23 protein-coding genes and 1 riboswitch are annotated in these 23,798 nt (G+C 70.2%); of the genes, 14 read left to right on the plus strand and 9 right to left on the minus strand.

The window, feature by feature from the left end; translation table 11 throughout:
• Position 1: 1 nt before the first annotated feature.
• A complete protein-coding gene (rhaI, locus tag ACWZJV_RS05755; RefSeq protein ID WP_457180549.1) occupies positions 2-1,171 on the minus strand; it encodes an L-rhamnose isomerase in 1,170 nt (389 codons plus the stop codon).
• 238 nt (positions 1,172-1,409) lie between these two features.
• Between rhaI and ACWZJV_RS05760 the strand changes: the two genes are divergently transcribed.
• Positions 1,410-2,006, plus strand: coding sequence for a hypothetical protein (locus ACWZJV_RS05760; protein WP_457180550.1), 597 nt, complete (start codon positions 1,410-1,412; stop codon positions 2,004-2,006).
• Positions 2,007-2,022: 16 nt separating this feature from the next.
• Here the strand turns inward: ACWZJV_RS05760 and ACWZJV_RS05765 are convergent, their stop codons facing one another.
• Complete coding sequence (locus ACWZJV_RS05765) at positions 2,023-2,373, minus strand: L-rhamnose mutarotase (protein WP_457180551.1); 351 nt, start codon at positions 2,371-2,373, stop codon at positions 2,023-2,025.
• Positions 2,374-2,513: 140 nt separating this feature from the next.
• Between ACWZJV_RS05765 and ACWZJV_RS05770 the strand changes: the two genes are divergently transcribed.
• From ACWZJV_RS05770 to ACWZJV_RS05795, 6 genes are all read left to right on the plus strand, one after another.
• A complete protein-coding gene (locus ACWZJV_RS05770) occupies positions 2,514-3,557 on the plus strand; it encodes a LacI family DNA-binding transcriptional regulator (RefSeq protein ID WP_457180552.1) in 1,044 nt (347 codons plus the stop codon).
• Positions 3,558-3,863: 306 nt separating this feature from the next.
• Positions 3,864-4,886, plus strand: coding sequence for a LacI family DNA-binding transcriptional regulator (locus tag ACWZJV_RS05775; RefSeq protein WP_457180553.1), 1,023 nt, complete (start codon positions 3,864-3,866; stop codon positions 4,884-4,886).
• 206 nt (positions 4,887-5,092) lie between these two features.
• Positions 5,093-6,244 (plus strand): Gfo/Idh/MocA family protein, encoded by a 1,152-nt coding sequence (locus tag ACWZJV_RS05780; RefSeq protein ID WP_457180554.1) that lies wholly within the window; start codon positions 5,093-5,095, stop codon positions 6,242-6,244.
• On the plus strand, positions 6,241-7,425 hold the full coding sequence (locus ACWZJV_RS05785) for a dihydrodipicolinate synthase family protein (RefSeq protein ID WP_457180555.1): 1,185 nt from the start codon (positions 6,241-6,243) through the stop codon (positions 7,423-7,425). Before ACWZJV_RS05780 ends, ACWZJV_RS05785 begins: the two co-directional genes overlap by 4 nt.
• Positions 7,422-8,273, plus strand: coding sequence for a sugar phosphate isomerase/epimerase family protein (locus ACWZJV_RS05790; protein ID WP_457180556.1), 852 nt, complete (start codon positions 7,422-7,424; stop codon positions 8,271-8,273). Before ACWZJV_RS05785 ends, ACWZJV_RS05790 begins: the two co-directional genes overlap by 4 nt.
• The gene (locus ACWZJV_RS05795; RefSeq protein WP_457180557.1) at positions 8,273-9,409 is read left to right on the plus strand and encodes a glycerate kinase; all 1,137 of its coding nucleotides are present in this window, start codon (positions 8,273-8,275) and stop codon (positions 9,407-9,409) included. The genes ACWZJV_RS05790 and ACWZJV_RS05795 overlap by 1 nt, the downstream gene beginning before the upstream one ends.
• A 78-nt stretch (positions 9,410-9,487) precedes the next feature.
• Here the strand turns inward: ACWZJV_RS05795 and rhaS are convergent, their stop codons facing one another.
• Genes rhaS through ACWZJV_RS05815 form a run of 4 tightly spaced genes read right to left on the minus strand, consistent with a single transcriptional unit; the run spans position 9,488 to position 14,158 of the window.
• The gene (gene rhaS / locus ACWZJV_RS05800; RefSeq protein ID WP_196873392.1) at positions 9,488-10,519 is read right to left on the minus strand and encodes a rhamnose ABC transporter substrate-binding protein; all 1,032 of its coding nucleotides are present in this window, start codon (positions 10,517-10,519) and stop codon (positions 9,488-9,490) included.
• Between the two features lie 5 nt (positions 10,520-10,524).
• A complete protein-coding gene (locus tag ACWZJV_RS05805; RefSeq protein ID WP_457180558.1) occupies positions 10,525-11,595 on the minus strand; it encodes an ABC transporter permease in 1,071 nt (356 codons plus the stop codon).
• A complete protein-coding gene (locus ACWZJV_RS05810) occupies positions 11,592-12,635 on the minus strand; it encodes an ABC transporter permease (RefSeq protein WP_457180559.1) in 1,044 nt (347 codons plus the stop codon). Before ACWZJV_RS05810 ends, ACWZJV_RS05805 begins: the two co-directional genes overlap by 4 nt.
• Complete coding sequence (locus ACWZJV_RS05815; RefSeq protein ID WP_457180560.1) at positions 12,632-14,158, minus strand: sugar ABC transporter ATP-binding protein; 1,527 nt, start codon at positions 14,156-14,158, stop codon at positions 12,632-12,634. Before ACWZJV_RS05815 ends, ACWZJV_RS05810 begins: the two co-directional genes overlap by 4 nt.
• Positions 14,159-14,336: 178 nt before the next feature.
• On the opposite strand from ACWZJV_RS05815, the gene ACWZJV_RS05820 reads away from it, so the two are divergent.
• The 4 genes from ACWZJV_RS05820 (at position 14,337) to ACWZJV_RS05835 (ending at position 18,125) form a co-directional block, all read left to right on the plus strand.
• Positions 14,337-15,035 (plus strand): NAD(P)H-dependent oxidoreductase, encoded by a 699-nt coding sequence (locus tag ACWZJV_RS05820; protein WP_008363911.1) that lies wholly within the window; start codon positions 14,337-14,339, stop codon positions 15,033-15,035.
• Between the two features lie 10 nt (positions 15,036-15,045).
• Positions 15,046-15,232: riboswitch (cobalamin riboswitch) on the plus strand.
• A 102-nt stretch (positions 15,233-15,334) separates the two neighbouring features.
• Positions 15,335-16,342 carry an ABC transporter substrate-binding protein gene (locus ACWZJV_RS05825; protein ID WP_457180561.1) on the plus strand — a complete coding sequence of 336 codons (1,008 nt, stop codon included), beginning with the start codon at positions 15,335-15,337 and terminating at the stop codon, positions 16,340-16,342.
• Positions 16,342-17,361 (plus strand): FecCD family ABC transporter permease, encoded by a 1,020-nt coding sequence (locus tag ACWZJV_RS05830; RefSeq protein WP_457180562.1) that lies wholly within the window; start codon positions 16,342-16,344, stop codon positions 17,359-17,361. Before ACWZJV_RS05825 ends, ACWZJV_RS05830 begins: the two co-directional genes overlap by 1 nt.
• Positions 17,358-18,125 carry an ABC transporter ATP-binding protein gene (locus tag ACWZJV_RS05835; protein ID WP_457180563.1) on the plus strand — a complete coding sequence of 256 codons (768 nt, stop codon included), beginning with the start codon at positions 17,358-17,360 and terminating at the stop codon, positions 18,123-18,125. The genes ACWZJV_RS05830 and ACWZJV_RS05835 overlap by 4 nt, the downstream gene beginning before the upstream one ends.
• Here ACWZJV_RS05835 and ACWZJV_RS05840 read toward each other — a convergent pair.
• Positions 18,122-18,985, minus strand: coding sequence for a glycoside hydrolase family 16 protein (locus ACWZJV_RS05840; protein WP_457180564.1), 864 nt, complete (start codon positions 18,983-18,985; stop codon positions 18,122-18,124). The genes ACWZJV_RS05835 and ACWZJV_RS05840 overlap by 4 nt on opposite strands.
• A 158-nt stretch (positions 18,986-19,143) precedes the next feature.
• On the opposite strand from ACWZJV_RS05840, the gene ACWZJV_RS05845 reads away from it, so the two are divergent.
• Positions 19,144-19,368, plus strand: coding sequence for a hypothetical protein (locus ACWZJV_RS05845; RefSeq protein ID WP_008363902.1), 225 nt, complete (start codon positions 19,144-19,146; stop codon positions 19,366-19,368).
• On the plus strand, positions 19,365-20,888 hold the full coding sequence (locus tag ACWZJV_RS05850; protein WP_457180565.1) for an amino acid permease: 1,524 nt from the start codon (positions 19,365-19,367) through the stop codon (positions 20,886-20,888). The genes ACWZJV_RS05845 and ACWZJV_RS05850 overlap by 4 nt, the downstream gene beginning before the upstream one ends.
• Here ACWZJV_RS05850 and ACWZJV_RS05855 read toward each other — a convergent pair whose 3' ends face one another.
• Positions 20,889-22,013 carry a S1C family serine protease gene (locus tag ACWZJV_RS05855; protein ID WP_457180566.1) on the minus strand — a complete coding sequence of 375 codons (1,125 nt, stop codon included), beginning with the start codon at positions 22,011-22,013 and terminating at the stop codon, positions 20,889-20,891. It abuts the gene before it with no gap.
• A 124-nt stretch (positions 22,014-22,137) separates the two neighbouring features.
• On the opposite strand from ACWZJV_RS05855, the gene ACWZJV_RS05860 reads away from it, so the two are divergent.
• Positions 22,138-22,812, plus strand: coding sequence for a class E sortase (locus ACWZJV_RS05860; RefSeq protein ID WP_457180567.1), 675 nt, complete (start codon positions 22,138-22,140; stop codon positions 22,810-22,812).
• Between the two features lie 128 nt (positions 22,813-22,940).
• On the opposite strand, the gene ACWZJV_RS05865 is transcribed toward ACWZJV_RS05860, so the two are convergent.
• Positions 22,941-23,765 carry a class II glutamine amidotransferase gene (locus tag ACWZJV_RS05865; RefSeq protein WP_457180568.1) on the minus strand — a complete coding sequence of 275 codons (825 nt, stop codon included), beginning with the start codon at positions 23,763-23,765 and terminating at the stop codon, positions 22,941-22,943.
• Positions 23,766-23,798: the final 33 nt, after the last annotated feature.

A 23,798-nucleotide genomic window follows, 5' to 3' on the forward strand; every position in this document is an offset into this window, starting at 1 on the left:
TTCACAGCCATCCGGCCTGGGTGCCGCCGACGCGGGCGGCCTCGATCTGTTCCTGGTAGCCGCTGGCAAGGTAGGCGCGCATCGGGTCCGCGGGCAGGCCACGGTCCTCACGCCACCCGCCGAGGTCGGCGCGTACGTCGGTGTAGAAGGCGTCCATGAAGATCTCGTTGGCCAGGAGTACGTCGCCGTCCTCCTGCGCCTGGGCGAGAGCATCGGTGTCGAGGAGGAGTGCCCGTGCGGACATCTCCTGGACGTTGAGCACGGACCGGATCTGGCCCGGGATCTTCTTCTCGATGTTGTGGCATTGGTCGAGCATGAACGCGACGCCGCCCTCATTCACCGGCTTGAAGCCGCCGCCGCGAACCACCTCGGCGATGATCCGGAAGAGCTGGAACGGGTCGGCGGCACCGACGATCAGGTCGTCGTCGGCGTAGAAGCGGCTGTTGAAGTCGAAGGAGCCGAGCTTCCCGAGCCGTAGCAGCTGCATGACGATGAACTCGATGTTGGTGCCGGGCGCGTGGTGGCCGGTGTCGAGACAGACGACGGCCCGGTCGCCGAGCGCGCTGACCTGGGCGAACGAGGTGCCCCAGTCCGGGACGTCGGTGTGGTAGAACGCCGGCTCGAAGAACTTGTACTCGAGGACAAGGCGCTGGTCGTCGCCGAGGCGCTCATAGATCGTGGCGAGGGACTCGGCGAGCCGGTCCTGGCGGCCACGCATGTCGGCCTGGCCCGGGTAGTTGGAGCCCTCGGCGAGCCAGATCTTCAGGTCGCGCGAGCCGGTCGCGTTCATCACCTCGATGCACTCGAAGTGGTGGTCGATCGCCTTCTGCCGGATCTTGGCGTCGGCATGGGTGAGCGCGCCGAGCTTGTAGTCGTCGTCCTGGAAGGTGTTGGAGTTGATCGTGCCGAGCGCGATCCCCTGGTCCTCGGCGTGGCTGCGCAGGGCGGCGTAGTCGTCGACCTTGTCCCACGGGATGTGCAGCGCGACGCTCGGCGCCAGGCCGGTGAAGCGGTGGACGGTCGCCGCGTCGGCGATCTTCTCCTCGGGGGTGCGCGGCGTGCCCGGGGTGCCGAAGACCTTGAACCGGGTCCCCGAGTTTCCGTAGGCCCACGAGGGGACCTCGATCTCGAGGGCGGCCAGGTCGCCCGAGATCTGGTCGAACGTCGTCATCGGAGAGCCTCTCTATCTGCGAGTTGAAAGGTTTCAAAGCGCGCATCCGACGTTAGTGGCGCACGTCACTCGCGTCAAGAGGGGCACCGATCTTGCTTCGTTTCAACGCGGCGTCTCCGCATCGGCAAACCTCGTCGACGTCGTCGGATCGTGGGCCAACAGTGAGACCGGATACCAGACGGACGACATAGGTTGTCGCCGAGAGCCATGATCACGGCCAGGGAACTGAGGAGTACGCATGACTCTGAGCTTCGACGCAGATCCTTCGAACGTGCGGTGGCTAACCGAGGATGTTCCACACGTACACGGCGCTGCCGTGTCCCGGAGACTGCTCATCGGCCCGGACGCGTTCGAGGCGTACGCCAGAGTCCTGACGCTGCCCGACCCGACCTACCCCGGGCAATCGGAGTCAGACGTCGATGACGAGGAGATCGACGCCGCCCCGTCTGACGTCGATCTCGTGACTGCCATCGTCGACCTGATGACCGCTTCTGATGACCGCACTGAACTGTTCTTCCTGCTGTGGGACGGATGGCCTTACTGCCCTGAACTTGCGGTCGAAAGCCCGGTCGAAATCGCCAAGATCCGCCGATACGCGCTCGCCCACGGGACTCTGCGCGACTGGCTCACCTGGATGGATGATGGTGCCGAACGCGGATTCGCTCCGGGCTTCGTTTGGCCGGCAGACCGAAGTTGGTGCATCACCTTCGACGTCGACTCCCACTTCGCTGGAGTCGGGGGAACCGCCTTGGCAATCGAACGTCTACGACTTGACCCGGAACTGACGGTAGTAAGCGACATACCTCGCGAGACAATCCCCCCGCTGTACGGATGAGTCTCCTGTTCCGAATTCACGTCGCCGTCGAGTGGCCGGCCAACTGGTCCTCGAGGTGGAAGACCTCCTCGAGCCGGAGGAAGCCCTCGTCCGGCGCCACGCCGTCGAGATCCTCGAAGAACTCCGCCATCTCGGCCTGCCAGCGAGCGTTGACCTCTGTCGCGGCCATCCCCGCTTGAGCCGCCTCGATGGACGGCGTCTCGACGTAGCCGATCAGCAGCCCGTCGGCGCGCAGGAACAGCGAGTAGTTGTGCCACCCGGTCTCCTTCAGCGCCTCGAGCATCTCGGGCCAGACGGCGGCATGGCGCCGCTTGTACTCATCCATGCGCTCGGTCTTGACCTGCAGCTGGAAGCAGACGCGCTCCATGGCAACCTCCGGTGAAACGATTTAGAATCCGGACGCTAGTGAGCCTGACCGTCATCGGTCAACCAGGAGAAGCGGACCTGCTCGCCAGGCGCCCGCTCACCGGCCTATGCTGCGATTTAACGTTTCAGGAAGGAGCCCAGGTGGCGATCACTCCGGCTGCCGGTTCACCGCGCAGCGCCTCGGTCAAGGACGTCGCGGCCACCGCCGGCGTCTCCCTCGGCACGGTGTCCAACGTACTCAACCGTCCCGAGCGGGTCAGCCGCACGACACGCGAGCGGGTCGAGCGCGCGATGGCCGAGCTGGGCTTCGTACGCAACGAGTCCGCGCGGTCGCTGCGCACCGGCAGCACCCAGTCGCTGGCCTACGTCATGCTCGACGCCGGCAACCCGTTCTTCACCGACGTCGCCCGCGGCATCGAGCTGGCCGCCGAGGCGGCCGGGCTCTCGCTGTTCCTGTGCAACAGCGACGGGCGCTCGGCCCGCGAGGGCGCCCACCTGGCCCACCTGCAGCAGCAGCGGGTCCAGGGCATCCTGATCACTCCGGTCGACCCGGACGATCCGCAGATCGACCAGCTGAGCGAGCGCGGCACCCCGGTCGTCATCGTCGACCGCACCCGAGCGGGATCGTCGTTCTGCTCCGTCGCCGTCGACGACGTCCTCGGCGGGCGACTGGCCGTGGAGCACCTCATCGACGCGGGCCACAAGCGGGTGGCGTACGTCGGCGGGCCGGAGTCGATCGGCCAGGTCCGTGACCGCGGCGAGGGCGCCCGGCAGGCCTGGGCCGAGGCCGGGCTTCCGCCCGAGGACCTGATCACACTCTCCTGCGAGGCGCCGACCGTCGCCGCCGGCCGCGCGGCCGGCGAACGGCTCGTCGGGCTGCCCGCCCGGCGCCGCCCCACCGCCGCGTTCTGCGCCAACGACCTGATCGCGCTCGGGCTGCTCCAGCAGACGATCTCCAGCGGCCGGACCGTACCCGGCGACCTGGCGATCGTCGGCTACGACGACATCGAGTTCGCCGCCGCCGCGGCCGTGCCGCTCACCTCCGTACGCCAGCCTCGTCAGGACCTCGGCCGCCGCGCCGCCGAGCTGCTCCTCGACGAGGTCGGCGATCCGGCCCACCAGCACGAGCAGGTCGTCTTCACCCCCGAGCTCGTCGCCCGCGCCTCCACCCTCGGCCGCCCCTGACCCCGCCGAGTCGGCGCAACTGTCCCGGCATCGCGCGTCGAGTCGGCGCAACTGTCCCGGCATCTCGCGTCGAGTCGGCGCGTCTGTCCCAGGCCCAAGCGCCGAGTCGGCGCGTCTGTCCCAGGCTCTGTGACAGATGCGCCGACTCGACGGGTCCAGGCGGGACAGACGCGCCGGGTCGACGGGCTGGGGCGGGACAGACGCGCCGGGTCGGCGAGGGCGGGGACGTCTGGGGAGACGCGGAGCGCGGCGTACGTCATCGTCGGATGCCTTAGGCTCCAGGAGCGGAAGCCGAAGGAGAGTCAGTTGGCCGGAGAACGTGCAGCGACGCTGAGCGACGTGGCCCGTGAGGCAGGGGTCTCGCTGGCCACCGCGTCGCGCGCGCTCAACGGGAGCGACCGGGTGGTCCGCCCCGAGCTGCAGGAGCGTGTCCTGGCGGCGGCGAACAAGCTCGGCTACACCCCCAACGCCAACGCCCAGGCGATGGCGCGCGGCTCGACCGAGACGGTCGGGCTGCTGATCAAGGACATCTCCGACCCCTACTTCTCCACGATCGCCGGCGGCCTGGCCGACGAGGCCGAGAAGCACGGCCTGCTGGTGATGCTGTGCAACACCGGCGGCCAGGCCGAGCGCGAGCAGAAGTTCCTCGCGGCGCTGCGGCGCCAGCGCAGCCGGGCGATCGTGCTGGCGGGTAGCGACACGGCCGACGTACGTCACACCCGCGAGGTCGCGGGCCTGCTGACGTCCTACCTGGACGGTGGCGGCCGCGCGGCCGCGATCAGCCAGCCGCGGCTGCCGGTCGACACCGTCGTGATCGACAACCACGGCGGCGCCAAGGCGCTGGCGGAACGGCTGGCCGGCCTGGGTTACCGCCGGGCCGCGGTGCTCACCGGTCCGGAGGAGCTGCTGGTCTCGGCCGAGCGTCATGCCGGCTTCGCGGAGGGATGGCTGGCAGCGACGGGCTCGAAGCCGGCCTACGTCGCCGACGAGTTCAGCCGCGACGGTGGCCACCGGGCGATGTCCCGGCTGCTCGAGGAGGGTCCGGAGGTCGACTGCGTCTTCGCGGTCAACGACCTGATGGCCGTCGGCGCCCTGGCCGCCTGCCGGCAGACCGGCGTCGAGGTCGGGCGCGACCTGGCCGTCGCGGGCTTCGACGACATCGCGACGCTGCGCGACGTGACGCCGGGGCTCACCACCGTACGTCTTCCGCTGGCCGACATCGGCCGGCTGGCTCTCGAGCTCGTGCTGGGCGAGCCGTCGGCGGAGATTCGCAAGCAGTCCGTACACGGCGAGGTCGTGCTGCGGGAGAGCACTCCCCCACGCATCTAGCCCGGCGTAACCGTCCCGCGGGATTGTGCCGACTCCCCCGAACCGGGACAGATGCGCCGACTCGACGCTCGACAGCGGGACAGATGCGCCGGGTCGGCGACGGCCTGACGGAACACCCCTCTTGCGACCGGCGTCACATCTGTCCTACCGTACCGGGAAAGCGCTTTCCCCTACCGCTTCCGGCACCCAGCAGACGAGGACCCCACATGGCCACACGACGGCTCGGCATCATCATGAACGGCGTCACCGGACGCATGGGCTACCGCCAGCACCTGGTGCGCAGCATCCTGGCGATCCAGGAGCAGGGCGGTGTGGAGCTCTCCGACGGCACCCGGATCCAGCCCGATCCGATCCTCGTCGGGCGCAATGCCGAGAAGCTCCAGGACATCGCCAAGGAGCATGGCCTGGACCGTTGGACGACCGATCTCGACGAGGCCCTGGGCAACACCGAGGACACCGTCTACTTCGACGCCCAGCTGACCCACGTCCGCGAGGCCGCCATCACCCGGGCGATCGCGGCCGGCAAGCACGTATACACCGAGAAGCCGATCGCCGACGACGTCGAGGGATCGCTGCGCCTGGCCCGCCTCGCCGCGGACAAGGGCGTGAAGAGCGGCGTCGTCCACGACAAGCTCTACCTGCCCGGCCTCCTCAAGCTGAAGCGGCTCGTCGACTCCGGCTTCTTCGGCCGCATCCTCAGCGTGCGCGGCGAGTTCGGCTACTGGGTCTTCGAGGGCGACCTCCAGCCCGCCCAGCGGCCGAGCTGGAACTACCGCAAGGAGGACGGTGGCGGCATCACCATCGACATGTTCCCGCACTGGAACTACGTCCTGGAGAACCTCTTCGGCACGGTCGAGGCCGTCACTGCCAAGGTCGTCACCCACGTTCCCGAGCGCTGGGACGAGAAGGGCGAGGCGTACGCAGCCACCGCCGACGACTCCGCCTACGGCATCTTCGAGCTCGAGGGCGGGATCATCGCCCAGATCAACTCCTCCTGGGCCACCCGGGTCAATCGCGGCGAGCTGGTCGAGTTCCACGTCGACGGCACCCACGGCTCCGCGGTCGCCGGCCTGCACCACTGCGTCACCCAGGACCGCAACCTGACCCCGAAGCCGGTCTGGAACCCGGACCTCGTCGAGTCGATCCGCTTCCGTGAGCTGTGGAACGAGGTCCCCGACAACCAGCCCTTCGACAACGGCTTCAAGGCGCAGTGGGAGCAGTTCATCCGCTACGTCGAGGGCGACGGCGACCACCCCTACGACTTCATGGCCGGCGTCCGCGGCCTCCGCCTCGCCGAGGCCGGGCTCACCTCCTCGGCGGAGGGCCGCCGCATCGAGCTCGGAGAGATCGAGCTGTGACCTCCGTACGTCTCCCGCTGCCCGACGGCGGCACCGAGATCCACCGGCTCGCGACCCCCAGGCAGTGGACGAAACCGGAAGCGCCATTCACCTCCCGGACCGCGTACGCAGCCGCCCACGTCGTCCCCCGTACCCTGGCCGAGAACGTGCCCGGCGCCCCGGCGGACATCGACTGGGACCGCACCCTCGCCTACCGGCACGAGCTGTGGTCCTACGGTCTCGGCGTCGCCGAGGCGATGGACACCGCCCAGCGCGGCATGGGCGTCGACTGGACCGCCGCCGCCGAGCTGATCCGCCGCTCGGCCGCGGAGGCGGCGACCGTGGGTGGCGCGATCGCGTGCGGTGCCGGCACCGACCAGCTCGTCCTGTCCGCCGTACCCGAAGGCCGGCAAGGTCTGGACACCGTCATCGACGCCTACCGCGAGCAGATGAAGGTCGTCGCCGACACCGGCGCGACCACGATCGTGATGGCCTCGCGCGCGCTGGCCCGGGTCGCCCGCAGCGCGGAGGACTACGCCGAGGTCTACGCCACCCTGCTCGACGAGGCCGACAGTCCGGTGATCCTGCACTGGCTCGGCGACATGTTCGACCCGGCGCTGGCCGGCTACTGGGGCTCGCCCTCGATCGAGGAGGCGACCGAGACGTTCCTCGACGTCATCCGGGCCCGCCCCGGCAAGGTCGACGGGGTCAAGGTCTCGCTCCTCGACGCCGAGCACGAGGTCGGGCTGCGCCGGGCGCTGCCCGGCGGCGTACGGCTCTACACCGGGGACGACTTCAACTACCCCGAGCTGATCGTCGGCGACGGGACGGGCGAGGGCGAGTTCTCGCACGCGCTGCTCGGCATCTTCGCGGCGATCTACCCGGCCGCCTCGGCCGCGCTGCAGGCGCTCGACGACGGTGACCCCGACACCGCCAGGCAGCTGCTGGAGAGCACCCAGGCGCTCGGCCGGAAGATCTTCGAGGCGCCGACCTACTACTACAAGACCGGGATCGCCTTCCTGTCCTGGCTCAACGGCCACCAACCGGCCTTCTCGATGGCCGGCGGCCTGCACGCCGGCCGCTCGGTGCCCCATCTGGCCGAGGTCTTCCGGCTGGCCGACGCGGCCGCCCTGCTGACCAGCCCCGACCTCGCGGCCGCACGCATGCGCGCCTTCCTCACCGTGCAAGGAGTCGACCAGTGACCGACCACGCGACCGGGCTCGAGCGGCTCTCCCTCAACACCAAGACCACCAACTCCTGGACCCTCGCCGAGGCCGTCGACGGAGCCGCGCGCGCCGGCATCCCGGCCCTCGGGCTGTGGCGCGACCGCGTCGAGGAGGCGGGTGCGGAGAAGGCCGCCAAGGTCGTACGCGACGCCGGGCTGCGCGTCTCCTCACTCTGCCGCGGCGGCTTCCTGACCGCCTCCGATCCAGCCGGGATCGCGGAGGCCCTCGCGGACAACAAGCGAGCGGTCGACGAGGCCGCGACCCTGGGCACCGACGCGCTGGTCATGGTCGTCGGCGGCCTGCCCGACGGCGACGTGGATCTGGCCGGGGCCCGGGAGCGGGTCGCCGAGCGGCTGGCCGAGCTGGCGCCGTACGCCCGCGACCGCGGCGTGAGGCTCGTCCTGGAGCCGCTCCACCCGATGTACGTAGCGGACCGAGCGGTCCTCTCCACCCTCGGCCAGGCCCTCGACCTGGCGGCGCCGCACCCGGTCGACGCGGTCGCGGTCGTCGTCGACACCTTCCACGTCTTCTGGGACCCCGACCTCGCCGCCCAGGTGGCGCGCGCGGGCCGGGAGGGGCGGATCGCGGCGTACCAGGTCTGCGACTTCAACCTGCCGATCCCCGCCAACGCTCTGCTGGCGCGCGGGATGATGGGCGACGGGGTCATCGACTTCGCGTCCATCACGCGGATGGTGGCCGCGACCGGCTATGCAGGTGACGTCGAGGTCGAGATCTTCAACGAGGCCGTCTGGGCCGCCGACCCCGACGAGGTGCTCGCCACGATGGCGCAGCGCTACCGCGACCTCGTCCTCCCCCACCTGTGATGGCCGCCCATCAGCATGACGGTCGGGTCGTCGTGGTCGCCTGCGACAAGTTCAAGGGCTCCCTGACCGCACGTGAGGTCGACGAGGCGGTGGCCGCCGGGATCCTCGCGGCGGACCCCGCAACAGAGGTACGCATCGTGCCGATCGCCGACGGCGGCGACGGCACCGTGGCGGCGTTGGCCGGCGCCGGTTTCTCCCTGGTCCCAGTCACGGTCGCCGGCCCGACCCTCGAACCGGTGGCGGCGCACTACGCCGTACGCGGCGACCTGGCGGTCGTCGAGCTCGCCGACACCTGCGGCCTGCTGCGGCTGCCCTGGGGCCGGCTCGCCCCGCTCACCGCCTCCTCCCGCGGGCTGGGCGAGGCCGTCCTCGCCGCCCTCGACGGCGGCGCCCGCACGGTCGTCATCGGCCTCGGCGGCAGTGCCAGCAACGACGGCGGAGCGGGGATGCTCCGCGCCCTCGGTGCCCGGTTTCTCGACGCTTCCGGGGCCGAGCTGGCGGAAGGCGGAGCGGCCCTCCAGGGTCTGGCGCGCATCGACCTCGACGGCCTCGACCCACGCCTGCGGGAGACCGAGATCGTGGTCGCCTGCGACGTCGACAACCCGCTGCTCGGCCCCCGCGGCGCGGTCGCCACGTTCTCCGCGCAGAAGGGCGCCGGCCCGGCGGACCAGGAGCTGCTCGAGGCAGCCCTGGCGACGTACGCAGCCGCTGTCGCCGAGACCACCGGACGCGATCGCGCCGAGATCGTCGAGGCGCCCGGCGCCGGAGCGGCCGGCGGCGTCGGGTTCGCCGCACTCGCGGTGCTCGGCGGGCGGGTCGAGCGCGGTGTCGAGCTGCTGCTCGGCCTCGTCGGCTTCCACGAGGCCCTCGACGGCGCCGACCTGGTCGTCACCGGCGAAGGCTCCTTCGACCATCAGACCCTGTCCGGCAAGGCGCCGATGGGTGTGCTCCAGGTCGCCCGCGAGGCGAACATCCGCGCCGTCGTCGTCTGCGGCCGCACCACCCTCTCGCCCATCGAGGCGGAGCAGGCGGGGGCCGCCCACGTGCGCGCGCTCACCGACCTCGAGCCCGACCCCGAGCGCTGCATGACGAACGCCGCCGAGCTGCTCTCACAGCTCGGCGGCGAACTCGGGTAACACGTCGTTCGTAGTTCTATCCGGTCGTTCCGATAGGGCGAGTAGCGCTACGAACAGCGTGTTACACGGGGCTGGGGCTCAGAAGTCGAAGTCGTCGATGTTCGACTCCTCGAAGACCGTCGGCTCACCGAGCACGATGACGCCGTCGGCACCGACGGTGTATTCGCCCAGGTCACCGGCCTCGAAGGTGTCGCCCTCCTTGCCCTCGATGTCACCGGAGGCGAGCGCGTCGGCGGCGTACGCGGCCAGGTAGCCGAGCTGCTCGGGGTCCCAGAGCGCGAAGGACTTCACGGTGCCGTCCTTGATGTACTCGCGCATCTGGTTCGGGGTGCCGAGGCCGGTCAGCGCGACCTTGCCCTTGTACTCCGAGTCGGACAGGTAGCGCGCGGCCGCGGCGATGCCGACCGTGGTCGGGCTGATGATGCCCTTGAGGTTCGGGTGCGACTGCAGCAGGCCGGCGGTCTTGTCGAAGGAGGTCTGGTCGTCGTCGTTGCCGTAGACGGTGTCGACGAGCTTGATGTCGGGGTGGTTCGCGGCCAGCTCCTCCTCCATCAGCTTGATCCACTCGTTCTGGTTGGTCGCGTTGGCCGCCGCGGAGAGGATCGCGATCTCGCCCTTGTCGCCGATCTGCTCGGCGATCAGGTCGACCTGGCTCTTCGCGATGCCGGCCGCGTCGGCCTGGCTGACGAAGACGTCGCGGAACTGCGGCTCGGTGTCGGAGTCCATCGTGACGACCTTGGTGCCGGCGTTGCGCGCCTCCTCGAGGGCGTCGCCGATGGCGGTCGGGTCGTTGGCCGAGACGACGAGCGCGCCGGCGCGCTGCTGGGTGGCGGTGTTGATGAAGCTGACCTGGGAGTCGGGGGTCGACTCGGTCGGGCCGACCTGGTCCCACGTGGTGCCGATCTCGTCCGCGGCCTTCTTGCCGCCCGCGTCGGAGGCGTCGAAGTAGGGGTTGCCGAGGTTCTTCGGGATGAAGGTGATGCTGCTGGTGTCGCCGCCACCCTCTCCATCGCTGCCGCTGCCGCTCCCGCCACCGCAGGCGGACAGGGCGAGGCCGAGGGCCGCAACGATGGCGACGGCACTGCCGGCGCGTCGGAACTTGCTGGTCATGTCTCTCACTCCGATTTCTTTGAGTTCTTCGAGGATGGTTCGTCCGAGCTCTGTTGCCGGCGGTAGGTGCCGACGATGCGACCGGTCCAGCCGAGGACGCTGGCCGCGATGACCGCGGCGATGAGGAGTACGCCGGTGATGATCTGGATGAGGTTGGCGCTGAGCCCGTCGAGGCGCAGCGCGCTGCCGATCGTCCCGATCAGGACGACGCCGGCGATGACGCCGGGGATCGCGCCGCGGCCGCCGAAGATGGACACCCCGCCGAGCAGCACGGCGGCGATGACCTGGAGCTCCATGCCGGTGGCGTTGTCGCCGCGCGCGCTGCCGTAGCGGAGCGTGAAGTAGATGCCCGCCAGCCCCGAGACCAGCCCGCTGAGCGTGAACAGGATCAGCTTCGTACGGTCGACGTTGACGCCCGAGAAGCGGGCCGCGTCCTTGCTGAGGCCGGCGGCGAAGATGCCGCGGCCGAACGGCGTGAAGTGCAGCACGACCGCGAAGACCACGATCAGGACGACCAGCGGGATCGTCATCAGCGGGATCTGGGAGCCGCCGATCCGGGCCTGTACGAGGTCGCCCCAGGCGTCGGGCCAGTCGGTGATCGCGGTGGTGCCGAGCGCGCCGACCGCGATGCCGCGGAAGAGCGCCATGGTGCCGATCGTGACGGCCAGCGACGGCAGCCCGTAGCGGGTGACGAGCACCCCGTTGAGCGCCCCGGCCACCGCGCAGGCGAGCAGCGCGAGCACCATCGCGGCCGCGATCGGGATGCCCTCACGGTGCAGCACCCCGAACAGGACGCTGGAGAGCCCGACGACGCTCGCCACCGACAGGTCGATCTCGCCGGTGATGATGATCAGCGTCATCGGCAGCGCGATCAGCAGGATCGGCGCGATGTCGAGCACCAGGAAGTAGACCGTGATCGGGTCGGAGAAGTTGAGGATCGCGATCGAGGCGTACGTCCACACCACCACGAGCAGGGCGATGATCGCGGAGTCCCGGGTCATCAGGGTGCGCTGCCACCACGGCCTGGCGTGCGCCGCGTACGTCCGGACAGGTGCCTTCTCGGTGAGCAGACTCATGACTCTTCCCTCTCCGCGAGGAGCTTGTCGTGCTGACGGCGGGCGAAGTAGCGGTCCAGGACGATCGCGCCGATGATCAGCGCGCCGACGACGGCCTGCTGCCAGAAGTCGGGGATGCCCAGGACCGGGAGCGCCCGGTTGATGGTGGCGAGGAGGTACGCCCCCAGAGCCGCGCCGAGGACGGTGCCGCTGCCGCCGAAGATGGCCACGCCACCGACGACCGCGGCCCCGACGGCCTCCAGCTCGATGCCCTGGCCGACGCCGGAGCTGATGGTGCCGTAGCGGGAGACGTACAGGATCCCGGCGAGGCCGGCGAGCGCGCCCGAGGTGGCGAACGCCTGCAGGACCCGGCGCTTGTCGCGCAGCCCGTAGAGCGTGGCGGCGTCGGGGTCGGACCCGATCGCGTAGAACTCGCGGCCGACGCGGGTGGAGCGCATCAGGTAGACGGCCACGGCCAGCAGCGCGAACGAGATCCACGCCAGGTTGGGGATGAACAGGAACGATCCGGTGCCGAAGTCGAGCAGCCCGGGCGGGATGTCGGAGGCGTTGATCCGGTCGCTGCCGGCCCACTCGAGCATGATCCCGCGGTAGACGTAGAGGGTGCCGAGGGTGATGACCAGCGCCGGCACCTTGGCGAAGGCGACCAGCACCCCGTTGACCAGGCCGAGCACCGCGCCCGCGGCGACCGCGATCAGCACGACGAGGATCACCGGGAGCCCGGTGTCGAGGAAGAGCCGACCGGCGAGGTACGCCGTGAGCCCCAGGGTCGAGCCGACGCTGAGGTCGACGTTGCGGGTCACGATCACCATCGCCTGGCCGATCGCCAGGCAGACCAGGATCGCCGGGGTCAGGGTGAGGTCGCGCCAGCCGTCGGTGCTGAACAGGAAGTTGGGGTTCACCGCCGTGGTCACCACGAGCAGGGCGACGAAGGCCACAGCGATGCCGGTCTCGCGCTGCTTCAGAAGCCAGGTCAGCCGGCCGGCTGCTCGGTGGCGTGGCTGCGGCGCGGCCGGGGCGGGCGCGTCGAGCGTGGTGGTCATGATGCCTCGCTGACGTTCAGAGTGGTGGAGTGGTGGGCCGTCGCCGCCCGCATGACGGCCTCGGGGGTCGCCTCCTCGCGGCTCAGCTCGGCCGTCTGGTGGCCCTCGCTGAGCACGATGACGCGGTCGGCCATCCCGAGCACCTCGGGGAGCTCGGAGGAGATCATCAGGATCCCGAGACCCTCCTGCGCGAGCGTCGAGAGCAGCCGGTGGACCTCGGACTTGGTGCCGACGTCGATGCCCCGGGTGGGCTCGTCGATGATCAGCACCTTCGGCTGGGTGGAGAGCCACTTGGCCAGGACGACCTTCTGCTGGTTGCCGCCCGAGAGCGTGCCTGCCAGGGTGTCGAGGGTCGCGGCCTTGACCTCGAGCCGGGCGGCCCAGTCGGCGGCCGAGCGGTTCTCGATGCCGGTGCTGATCAGCCCGGTGCGGGCGAGCCGGCCGCTCGTCGGCAGGGTGATGTTGCGCGAGATCGGCGCGTCCAGCACGAGGCCGTGCTGGCGGCGGTCCTCGGGCACGAACGCCAGCCCCATCTCGATGGCGCGTCGCGGGTCGCCCGGCGGCACCGGCCGCCCGTCGAGGATGACCTCGCCGCTCTCGTAGGGGTCGACGCCGAAGATCGCCTGGGCGACCTCGCTTCGTCCGGCGCCGACGAGGCCGGCCAGGCCGACGATCTCGCCCTCGCGGACGGTGAGGCTGATGTCCTGGAACAGTCCGGTGCGGGTGAGGCCCCTGACCTCGAGCAGGGGCTTGCCGACGGTGGCCTCGAGCTTCGGGTAGAGGTCGGAGACCTCGCGCCCGACCAGCCGCTGGACGATCTGGTCCTCGGTGACCGCGGCGATCGGGTCGGTGGAGATGTAGGCGCCGTCGCGCATCACCGTGATGGTGTCGCACAGCGCGAACACCTCGTCGAAGCGGTGCGAGATGAAGACGACGGCGCAGCCCTGGTCGCGCAGCGTGCGCGCCACGGTCATCAGCCGCTCGACCTCGTTGCCCGACAGGGCCGCAGTCGGCTCGTCCATGATCAGGACCTTGGCGTCGAGGGAGAGCGCCTTCGCGATCTCGATCAGCTGCTGGTCGGCGATCGAGAGGCCCTCGGTCGGGCGGTCGGGCTCGATCGGCACGCCGAGCCGGGCGAAGAGCTCGACGACCTCGGTGCGCATCGCGGCACGGTCGATCCTGCCCCAGCGGTTGGTCGGCTGGCGCCCCATGAAGATGTTCTCGGTGACCGAGAGGTCGGGGAAGAGGGTCGGCTCCTGGTAGATGACCGCGACTCCGGCCTGCTTGGCCTCGGCGGTGTTGCGGAAGTCGACATGCTCCCCGGCGAGCAGGTAGTCGCCCGCGTCGCGGCGGTAGAGCCCGGCGACGATCTTGACCAGCGTCGACTTCCCGGCTCCGTTCTCCCCCACGAGCGCGTGGATGGATCCGGCCTCGACCCGGAGGCTTCCAGACCGGAGGGCGCGTACGGGGCCGAACGACTTGGCCACGTCCCGCAGCTCCAGTGCGGCGGGTGTGTCCGGCATGGGCAGCTCCTCGAATTGAAAGGTTTCAAGCCTGGTTTACGCTAGTGATGGCAATCACATACGTCAACACTCTTCGGCCGCTAATTTGAGCGAGGTTCGGACTTTGTCGTCAGACCGGCACGACGCCCACCCACATCCAGGCGGGAATCCTGCCGCGTCAGACCGCGTTCAGAGACCCATGCACGCACTCTGGGTATGGGCACATCCGCACGCGTCGTCGCTCAACGGACGGCTGCAGGAGGCGGGCCGGAACGCTCTCGTCGCGGCCGGCTGGACCGTCGACGAGATCGACCTCTATCGAGAAGGTTTCAATCCACTTCTGGTGGAGCGGGGCGAGGCCGACGTACGCCGCCACCAGGACCGCCTGCGGGAGGCCGATCTGCTGGTCGTGCAGTTCCCGCTGTGGTGGTATTCGGTGCCGGCCATCCTGAAGGGCTGGATCGACCGGGTCTTCGAGTCGGGATTCGCCTTCGACGTACCGGATCCGGAGACCGGCAAGCCCCTCAAGTACGGCAAGGGCGGCCTGGCCGGCAAGCGCGCGCTGACCATCGTCACCGCCGGCGATCGGGCCGCGACCCTGGGCCCGCGCGGGATCAGCGGCCACATCGAGGACGTCCTGTGGCCGCTCCTGCACGGCACGTTCTGGTACACCGGGATGGACCCGCTGCGCCCCCACCTGATCACCGACGCCGACACCGTCGACACCGAGGCGATGGCGCGGATCGAGGCCGATCTGAGCGTACGTCTCGAGGGCGTGATGACCGAGCCGCGGATCGCCTACCGGCCGATGGTCGAGGAGCAGTACGACCACACCATCAAGCTCCACGACTCGGTCGCGCCCGGAGAGGACGGGCTCCGCGCCCACCGTGAGGGCTGACGGGCCCGCCTGCTACGGTCTTCGGGCCAGCCGCTCGGGACGTAGTCCCGGCACGGGAACCCGGTGAGAGCCCGGGACTGACGCGCAGCGGTGTGGGTGACGGACGGGACACTGTGCCACTGGGCCCTCGGGCCTGGGAAGGCGTCTCGCGCCGGTCGATCCCGAGTCCGAAGACCTGCTGGCCCTGCAGCAGACCGCTGCCGGTCAGCACGGGCGACGCGTACCAGCCCGCGACCCGCTCGAGGACCGACGTGCACCTGTCCCGCACCATCCGAACGACCCTGGCCCGAACGATCGCCGTGAGCACCGCTCTGGTGCTCGGCGCCGCCCTGACCGGCTGCGGAGCCGATCAGCCCGCCGACGCGCAGAAGGCGGCCGCCGGGACCGCCGGCTTCCCACTCACGATGACCAACTGCGGGCGCGAGATCACGCTCGATGCACCACCCGAGCGGGTCGTCTCGCTCAACCAGGGCTCCACCGAGATCCTGCTCTCGCTCGGCCTCGCCGACCGGATGGCCGGCACCGCGGTCTGGACCGACCCGGTGCTCGACTCGCTCGCCGAGGACAACGAGCGCGTGCCGCGGCTCGCCGACAACTGGCCCTCCTACGAGCGCGTGCTGGAGACCGAGCCCGACTTCATCACCGCCTCCTTCATCAGCACCCTCGGAGAGGGCGGGGTGACCACGCCGGAGGACCTGGAGAGGCTGGGTGTCGGCTCCTACCTCTCCCCTGCCGAGTGCCTCAAGGACAACGAGGGCGACGACGACGGCACCCGTCTCGACCCCCTCGAGATCGAGACGATCTACCAGGAGATCACCGAGCTGGCGCGGATCTTCGGCGTCCCCGAGCGCGGCGAGCAACTGGTCGCCGACCTGTCCCGGCGCCTCGAGGCCGCCGAGAGCAAGGCGCCGGCGGGTGAGGTGAGCGCGATGTACTGGTTCGCCAACTCCGAGTCGCCCTACCTGGCCGGTTGCTGCGGCGGCCCAGGCATCATCGGCCGCGCTCTCGGCATCGAGAACGTCTTCGACGACACGACCGACGAGTGGCCGCAGATCAACTGGGAGACCGTCGCCGAGCGCAACCCTGACGTCATCGTCTTGGGCGACCTGACCCGCAAGAGCCAGACCGCCGAGACCGCCCGCGCCAAGATCGACTATCTGAAGAACAACCCGGTCACCGCGCAGATGGACGCGGTGAAGAACGACCGTTTCGTGACGCTGTCCGGCGCCGAGCTCAACCCCTCGATCCGCACCGTTTACGCGGTCGAGAACGTCGCCGACCAGCTGGCCGCTCTCGGCCTCCGCTGATGGCGGTCCGCGCACTCCCTCGCGCCGGTGTCCTGCTGGCCCTGGCTCCCCTGGTGGTGGTCGCCTCGGTCGCGGGCGCCATCACCGTCGGACCCTCCGACCTGAGCATCGCCGACGTCTACGGTGTCGTCGCGGACCGGGCCGGTCTCGGGGCCTCCGACCTGACCCTGCTCCAGCAGAGCATCGTGTGGGACCTGCGGCTGCCGCGTACGTTGCTCGCGGGGATCTGCGGGGCGGGCCTGGCCATCTGCGGGGTCATCCTGCAGTCGCTGCTGCGCAACCCGCTCGCCGACCCGTTCGTGCTCGGCATCTCCTCGGGCGCCTCCACCGGAGCGGTCTCGATCGTCGTCCTCGGCATCGGGTCGGGCGCGGTCGGGCTCTCCACCGGGGCCTTCGTGGGCGCGCTGGCCTCGTTCGCGCTCGTGCTGCTGCTCGCCTCCCTCGCCGGGGGCACCACCGACCGGCTCATCCTGGCCGGCATCGCCGCGACCCAGCTCTTCTCGGCACTCACCTCGTTCATCGTGTTCACCGCGGCCGACGCCGAGCAGACGCGCGGGGTGCTGTTCTGGCTGCTCGGGTCGCTCTCCTCGGCGAGCTGGACCGACGTGCTCGTGTGCGGGGTGATCGTGCTCGGCGGGCTGCTCTGCTGCGTTCTCGGGGCGGGATGGCTGGACGCGTTCGCGTTCGGCAACGACGCGGCGGCCTCGCTCGGCGTCGACGTCGCGCGCATCCGGGCGGCGCTGCTGGTGCTGACGGCGCTGATGACCGCCGTCATCGTCTCGACGTCGGGAGCGATCGGCTTCGTCGGGCTGGTCCTTCCCCATCTCGCCAGAGCGCTCGTCGGGGTCGGACACCGGCTGCTGCTCCCCGCCACCGCGCTGCTCGGAGCGATCTTCCTGATCTGGGTCGACACCGCGGCCCGGACCGTGATCGACCCCGAGGAGCTCCCCGTCGGGGTGGCGACCGCGCTGGTCGGGGTGCCTGCCTTCGCACTGGTGCTGATGAGGGCACGCCGATGACCGCGCTCGAGGCCGGCCGGGTCAGCTGGGCGCCTCGTGGCCGACTCGTCGTCGATGACGTGTCCCTCCAGGTCGAGGACGGCGCCACCGTCGGGCTGCTCGGGCCCAACGGGTCCGGGAAGTCCTCGCTGATCCGGATCCTGGCCGGGCTACGCCCACCGTCGTCCGGAGAGGTCCTGCTCGACGGCAGCCCGCTCGCCGGCATGTCCCGGCGTCATCTCGCACGCCGGCTCGCGGTCGTCGAGCAGGAGCCGGCGACCAGCCAAGACCTCCGCGTACGCGACGTCGTCGCCCTCGGCCGGATCCCGCACCGCCCGGCCTGGGCGCCCGACAGCGCCCAGGACCGCGCCGTCATCGAGGAGGCCGCCACCCATGCCGGCATCGCCGACCGCCTCGAGCAGCGCTTCTCGACCCTGTCGGGCGGCGAGCGGCAGCGTACGCAGATCGCCCGGGCGCTCGTCCAGGAGCCGGAGATCCTGCTCCTGGACGAGCCGACGAACCACCTCGACGTACGTCACCAGCTGGCGCTGCTCGCGCTGGTCCGCCGGATGCCCACGACCTGCCTGGTCGCCCTGCACGACCTCAACCTCGCCGCCGCCTACTGCGATCAGGTCTTCGTGCTCGCCGAGGGCCGCGTCGTGGCCGGAGGCCCGCCCGCCGAGGTGCTGACCGAGTCCCTGATCGCCGAGGTCTACGGCGTCCGCGCCCGGGTGCACGACGACGAGGGCCTCGTCATCCGCTTCCTCGGTCCGGTCAGCGCCTAGAGCTGCGAGTCGTAGACGCGTACGTAGTCCACGACCATGCGCTGGGGGAACTGGGTCGTGCCGTCGGGGTTGCCGGGCCAGTTGCCGCCGACCGCGACGTTGAGGATGAAGAAGAACGGCTGGTCGAAGACCCAGGGGTTCGCGCCGGTGTTGGCGGTGGTGAAGGTCTGGTAGGCGACCCCGTCGACGGACCAGGTGATCGAGCCGGGCCGCCAGTCGATGGCGAAGGTGTGGAACGTGTCGGCGAAGGACCAGCCCTGCGGGTGCATGTACCGGCCGGTGATGCCGTTGCCTCCGGAGTAGCCCGGGCCGTGCAGCGTGCCGTGCACGAGATGGGGCTCGTAGCCGACGTTCTCCATGATGTCGATCTCGCCGGCGTTGGGCCACGGCGTGCTCGGGAACTGGCCGCCGAGCATCCAGAACGCCGGCCAGATGCCCTGCCCACGCGGGATCTGGATGCGCGCCTCCAGCCGTCCGAACTTCGGCTGGACCTTGCCCTTGGTGGTGAGCCGGGCCGAGGTGTAGCCGCTCCCGCTCTGCCGGGCGGTGATGACGAGGTTGCCGTTGCCGTCGAGCGCGGAGTTGTCGCGCGAATTGGTGTAGGTCTGCAGCTCGTTGTTGCCCCAGCCCCCGCCCCCGGTCTCGTGGTTCCAGTTGGCGGGGTTGGGCGCGCCACCGGCGGGCCCGTCGAACTCGTCGGACCAGGTCAGGGCGGCGGCCTCCACCTCTCCGGCTCGGGACGAGTCGGCCTCAGGGCTGGGCACCGCGGCCGGTGCGGCCAGCGGGGCGACCAGGACGAGGGCCAGGGCTGCGGTGATGGTCAGTGTGGTGCGGATGGTGCGGATCCTCGAGCTACGCATCGAACGCTCCTTCATGGGGGTTAACTGTAAAGCGACCTTACAGTTGTCGGGCGTTCTCCGGAACGGAAACGCCGGGCGACGTCCGGTCACCGCCAGTAGGCGCCCGATGCGCTCTAATGGGTCACCGGAGCGGGGCCATCGGGGGCCCTGCAGGTGAGGTGATCGCATTGGCACGGGATCCGTACAGGCCACGGACGCCGATCATCGGCATGGTGATGGTGTTCCTCGCGTTGGCGATCGTCGGGGTGACGGCGTACCTGCACCTCGGCTGGTGGTCGCTGATCGGCTACGCGGCCGCGGCGGTCATCGCCGTGGTCGGCGGCTGGCTGCTGTTCAAGGACGTGCCCGAGCCACCCCACTCCGGACCTGGAGCGAGCCGATGACCGACACCGACGACCAGACCGTCGACCGGACCGGCCTGACGGACGAGGACGAGGGCTACCACAAGAGCCTCAGCCCGCGGCAGCTGCAGATGATCGCGATCGGCGGCGCCATCGGCACCGGCCTGTTCCTGGGCGCGGGCGGCCGGCTCCACGAGGCAGGTCCTGGCCTGTTCCTCGTCTACGCCTTCTGCGGCGTGTTCGTCTTCCTCATCCTGCGCGCGCTCGGCGAGCTGGTGCTGCACCGGCCGTCGTCGGGGTCGTTCGTCTCCTACGCGCGTGAGTTCCTGGGTGAGCCGGCCGCGTTCGCCGCCGGCTGGATGTACTTCCTGAACTGGGCGATGACCTCGATCGTCGATGTCACGGCGATCGCGACGTACGTGCACTTCTGGGGCACCTTCGAGGTCGTCCCGCAATGGGTGATCGCGCTCGTCGCGCTCGCGGTCGTGCTCTCGATGAACCTGATCTCGGTCAAGCTCTTCGGCGAGCTGGAGTTCTGGGCGGCGCTCATCAAGGTGGTCGCGCTGCTGGGCTTCCTGGTGCTCGGGATGATCGTGCTCGCCCGCCGCGACGAGCTGAACGGCCAGGAGACGGGGATCGGGATGGTCCTCGACAACGGCGGACTGTTCCCGGTCGGCGCGCTCCCGCTGGTCATCGTCGTGTCCGGCGTCGTCTTCGCGTACGCCGCGGTCGAGCTCGTCGGCACGGCCGCCGGTGAGACCGCCGAGCCGGCGAAGGTCATGCCCCGGGCGATCAACTCGGTGATCGCCCGGATCGCGGTGTTCTACGTCGGCTCGCTCGTGCTGCTCGCGCTGCTGCTGCCCTACACGACCTACCGGGCCGACGAGAGCCCGTTCGTGACGTTCTTCGACCAGCTCGGGATCGCGAACTCCGGCACGATCATGAACCTCGTGGTGCTGACCGCGGCGCTGTCCTCGCTCAACGCCGGCCTCTACTCGACCGGCCGGATCCTGCGCTCGATGGCCATGAGCGGGAGCGCGCCGGCCTTCACCGCCCGGATGTCGAGGAACGGGGTGCCGTTCGGCGGGATCCTGCTCACCGGCAGCATCACCCTCCTCGGCGTCGGCCTCAACGCGGTCGTCCCCGGGCAGGCGTTCGAGATCGTGCTGAACATGTCGGCCCTCGGCATCATCGCGTCCTGGGCGACCATCGTGATCTGCCAGATCCAGCTCTACCGGCGATGGAAGCAGGGCCTGATGTACCGGCCCGACTTCCGGCTGTGGGGGTCGCCGTGGACGGGCTACGCGACGCTGGTGTTCCTCGCGGTCGTGCTGGTGCTGATGGGCTTCGACTACCCGATCGGCACCTGGACCGTCGCGACGCTCGCGATCATCATCCCGGCCCTGATCATCGGCTGGCGGCTCGTCCGCGACCGCGTCCGACAGATCGCCCTCGAGCGCGAGGGCTACACCGGCGCGATCCCGATCAGGGCGGAGCGCCCGATCGCCGACGAGGCGACCGGCGGGCCGCGCGACGACGAGGGGCCTGACACCCGGGCCTGATCAGGCGACCGGGCCCTCGCCGAGGGTCACGGTGGCGGTGTGCGCCTCGCCGGCGGCATCGGTCCAGCCGACCGAGATCCGGTCACCCGGTTCGTGGTTCCCGAGCACCGAGGTGATGTCGTCGATGCTCGCCACGGCGGTGCCGTCGACGGAGGTGATCGTGCTGCCCTCGGCGATCCCGCCCGCCTCGGCGGCACCGTCCTCGACGACACCGACGACCAATGTCGACCTGGTCGTGTCGACCTGCACCCCGAGGGCCGCTGCCGGGCCGCCGATCTCGACGTCGCCCGACTCCTCTCCGGCGAGGATCTGGGCGGCGATGTCGAGGACGGTGTCGATCGGGATCGCATAGCCGGAGATCTCGGCGGAACCGGAGGTGGCGGCGACGTTCATGCCGATGACCTCGCCGTCCTCGTCCAGCAGCGCGCCGCCGGAGTCACCGGAGACGACGTCGGCGTCCGTCTCGATCAGGTCGGTGAGGTCGGCGGTGGTGCCGTCCTCGTTGTTGACGGTGATCGCGGTGCTCGGGTCGGTGACGGTGCCGTCGGCCGCCGAGAGCGAGCCCTGCCCTTCGGCGTTGCCGACCGAGGTGACCTGCTCACCCCGGGTGGCCGCGTCCCGGTCGGTGGCCACGGTCGAGAGCTCCGAGGCGTCCTCGATCTGCAGCACCGCGACGTCGTGGACGTCGTCGTAGCCGAGCACGGTCGCGTCGTACGTCGTGCCCGTGCTCGGGTCGGTCACCGTGATCGAGGTGGCGCCCTCGACGACATGGTGGTTGGTCACCACGATGCCGTCCGCCGTGATGGTGAGCCCCGTACCCGCACCCCGGGCGGTGCCGTAGTCGACGGTCGTGTTGACCAGCACGACGCCGGTCGACTCGGAGTCGGTCGCGGGCTCGGAGTCGACCGTCGCGGCCGAGGTGCCGGGGCCCTGCGGGTAGGGGGCGACGGTCCCGCCCCCGTAGAAACCGCCGTACGTGCCATAACCAGGGCCGGGCTCGGCTGCGTACGTGCTGGTCGCGCTGACCGCGGCCACCGCGAGAGCCGGGGTGGCGACGGGGATCGCGACGAGCGGGATCGCCAGGGCGGCGACGACAGACTGGCGGATGCGGCGTGAACGGGACATCTGGTCCTCCTCGGGCGGTTGATGTCTCGAGATTCCGCCCGTCCGCTGTGGGCTTCCTGTGAACCAGGCACGGACCGGCTGGGAAAAGCCGGCACTTCGCGATCGGGCTGAGATGCTTGACCCGATGTCCACCGAGTCCCAGACCCCGCACCGGGGTCGCCGGTCCGTCTTCGTGGCCGGCATCGTCATGGTCGTCGCCGGGCTGGTGGTCCTCGGCTACGTGGCCTGGGAGCTCTACGGGACCACCATCGTCAGCAAGCAGCGCCAGCAGGACGCGGCCTCGAGGATCGAGAGGGCGTGGGGCTCGGGCGAGACCACGGTGACCACCGAGTTCGGGTCGGCCGAGGCCCTGATCGAGATCCCCCGCTTCGGTGAGGACTATCGAGTCCCCGTCCTCGAAGGCACCTCCGACCGGGCCCTGGGCGCCGGCTTCGGCCACTTCGACGGCACCGCCGGCCCCGGCGAGGTCGGCAACTTCGCGCTCGCCGGCCACCGGGTCACCCACGGCGAACCGCTGCACGACCTCCCCGAGCTCCGGCCAGGGGACGAGATCCGTGTCCTGACCAGGGAGAAGACGTACGTCTATGCCCTCACCAGCGGCGGCGAGGACCTGATCGTCCCGTTCACCTCGATCTGGGTCACCGACCCCCTTCCCGACAACCCCGAGCGTGGCGGGGTCGAGCCCGACCAGAAGAAGGGGCAGCGCCTGATCACCCTCACGACCTGCTCGGAGCTCTTCCACACCGACAACCGGATGATCGCCTTCGGAAAGCTGGTCTCCGAGGAGCCGACCAGGTAGGACGGCCGTCGGCCCGGGCAGGCGCTGCGCGGCGTACGGCTCGGAATGAAAACGCTCCGGATGGGGTACCTCTCGGCATGGCCGAACCCACCGACCCCCACTTTCAGCAGATGGGCGACGCCCCGCCCTCAGTCGCGGGCTCGCATCGAGTCGACGCCGAGCTGCGCGACCGGATCCAATCGGGTGACCTCCCGCGTGGCCAGGTCGACCATCACCGCCGTGTCGGCGGGCACCGGGGTCCACCCCGGCTGGTCGAGACCGCTGGACACGATCTCGAGCCCGTGGTCGGTCCGGCGGTAGTCCATCGCGAAGTACTCCGTGGTGTGACGCGGCGGGATGTCACCCTCGTCGTCGAAGAGCTCGCGCAGCGCGCGCAGAGGCGAGTCGGCACGCGAGTTGATGTGGATCGCGAACATGTGCGTCCGGGTGAGCATCAGCGCGTTCAGGCTGCATCTCGGGAACTTCTGGACGAGCGTGGCCAGCGCCTGGGTGACCCCCTCCGCCTCGTCGCCGTACTTCTCGACGCTCTGGTGCACGAAGTGGAAGTAGCGCTCGCTGTCGGTGTCGCCGCGCAGCCGCTCTCGCGACTCCGGGGTCAGCAGCGCCTCGAGATCCGCGATCGGAGAGATGTGACCGTTGTGCGCGAACGCGGCGCCGTCCGTCAGGAAGGGATGGGTGTTCTCCGGACGTACGTCGAGCCCGCCCGTCGCCCAGCGCAGATGCACGAAGCCGGCATTCGAGAGCGGGGTCTCGACGAGCCTGCGGTAGGTCTCGTCGACGTCCGCCGAACGCGGCGAGCTCGTCTTGGAGGTGCCCTCCTCCGTGTGCCAGGCCATTCCCCAACCGTCCGAGTGCACGGTGGTGAGCGAGGTGAACGCGTCCAGGCCCTCCTCCCCCAGCAGGTCGGCGACGGCGCACGGGGACTCGGTCACATATCCGAACAGACGACACATCCTCTGACGGCTCCTTCCAGAAGCAGGTGCAAG

The sequence above is a fragment of the Nocardioides sp. WG-D5 genome (assembly GCF_054031175.1).

Coding starts and splice junctions, on each gene's coding strand:
- rhaI (WP_457180549.1), bottom strand. CDS start 1,171: ATGACGACGTTCGACCAGATCTCGGGCGACCTGGCCGCCCTCGAGATC.
- ACWZJV_RS05760 (WP_457180550.1), top strand. CDS start 1,410: ATGACTCTGAGCTTCGACGCAGATCCTTCGAACGTGCGGTGGCTAACC.
- ACWZJV_RS05765 (WP_457180551.1), bottom strand. CDS start 2,373: ATGGAGCGCGTCTGCTTCCAGCTGCAGGTCAAGACCGAGCGCATGGAT.
- ACWZJV_RS05780 (WP_457180554.1), top strand. CDS start 5,093: ATGGCCACACGACGGCTCGGCATCATCATGAACGGCGTCACCGGACGC.
- ACWZJV_RS05795 (WP_457180557.1), top strand. CDS start 8,273: ATGGCCGCCCATCAGCATGACGGTCGGGTCGTCGTGGTCGCCTGCGAC.
- rhaS (WP_196873392.1), bottom strand. CDS start 10,519: ATGACCAGCAAGTTCCGACGCGCCGGCAGTGCCGTCGCCATCGTTGCG.
- ACWZJV_RS05805 (WP_457180558.1), bottom strand. CDS start 11,595: ATGAGTCTGCTCACCGAGAAGGCACCTGTCCGGACGTACGCGGCGCAC.
- ACWZJV_RS05810 (WP_457180559.1), bottom strand. CDS start 12,635: ATGACCACCACGCTCGACGCGCCCGCCCCGGCCGCGCCGCAGCCACGC.
- ACWZJV_RS05815 (WP_457180560.1), bottom strand. CDS start 14,158: ATGCCGGACACACCCGCCGCACTGGAGCTGCGGGACGTGGCCAAGTCG.
- ACWZJV_RS05820 (WP_008363911.1), top strand. CDS start 14,337: ATGCACGCACTCTGGGTATGGGCACATCCGCACGCGTCGTCGCTCAAC.
- ACWZJV_RS05830 (WP_457180562.1), top strand. CDS start 16,342: ATGGCGGTCCGCGCACTCCCTCGCGCCGGTGTCCTGCTGGCCCTGGCT.
- ACWZJV_RS05835 (WP_457180563.1), top strand. CDS start 17,358: ATGACCGCGCTCGAGGCCGGCCGGGTCAGCTGGGCGCCTCGTGGCCGA.
- ACWZJV_RS05840 (WP_457180564.1), bottom strand. CDS start 18,985: ATGCGTAGCTCGAGGATCCGCACCATCCGCACCACACTGACCATCACC.
- ACWZJV_RS05850 (WP_457180565.1), top strand. CDS start 19,365: ATGACCGACACCGACGACCAGACCGTCGACCGGACCGGCCTGACGGAC.
- ACWZJV_RS05855 (WP_457180566.1), bottom strand. CDS start 22,013: ATGTCCCGTTCACGCCGCATCCGCCAGTCTGTCGTCGCCGCCCTGGCG.
- ACWZJV_RS05860 (WP_457180567.1), top strand. CDS start 22,138: ATGTCCACCGAGTCCCAGACCCCGCACCGGGGTCGCCGGTCCGTCTTC.
- ACWZJV_RS05865 (WP_457180568.1), bottom strand. CDS start 23,765: ATGTGTCGTCTGTTCGGATATGTGACCGAGTCCCCGTGCGCCGTCGCC.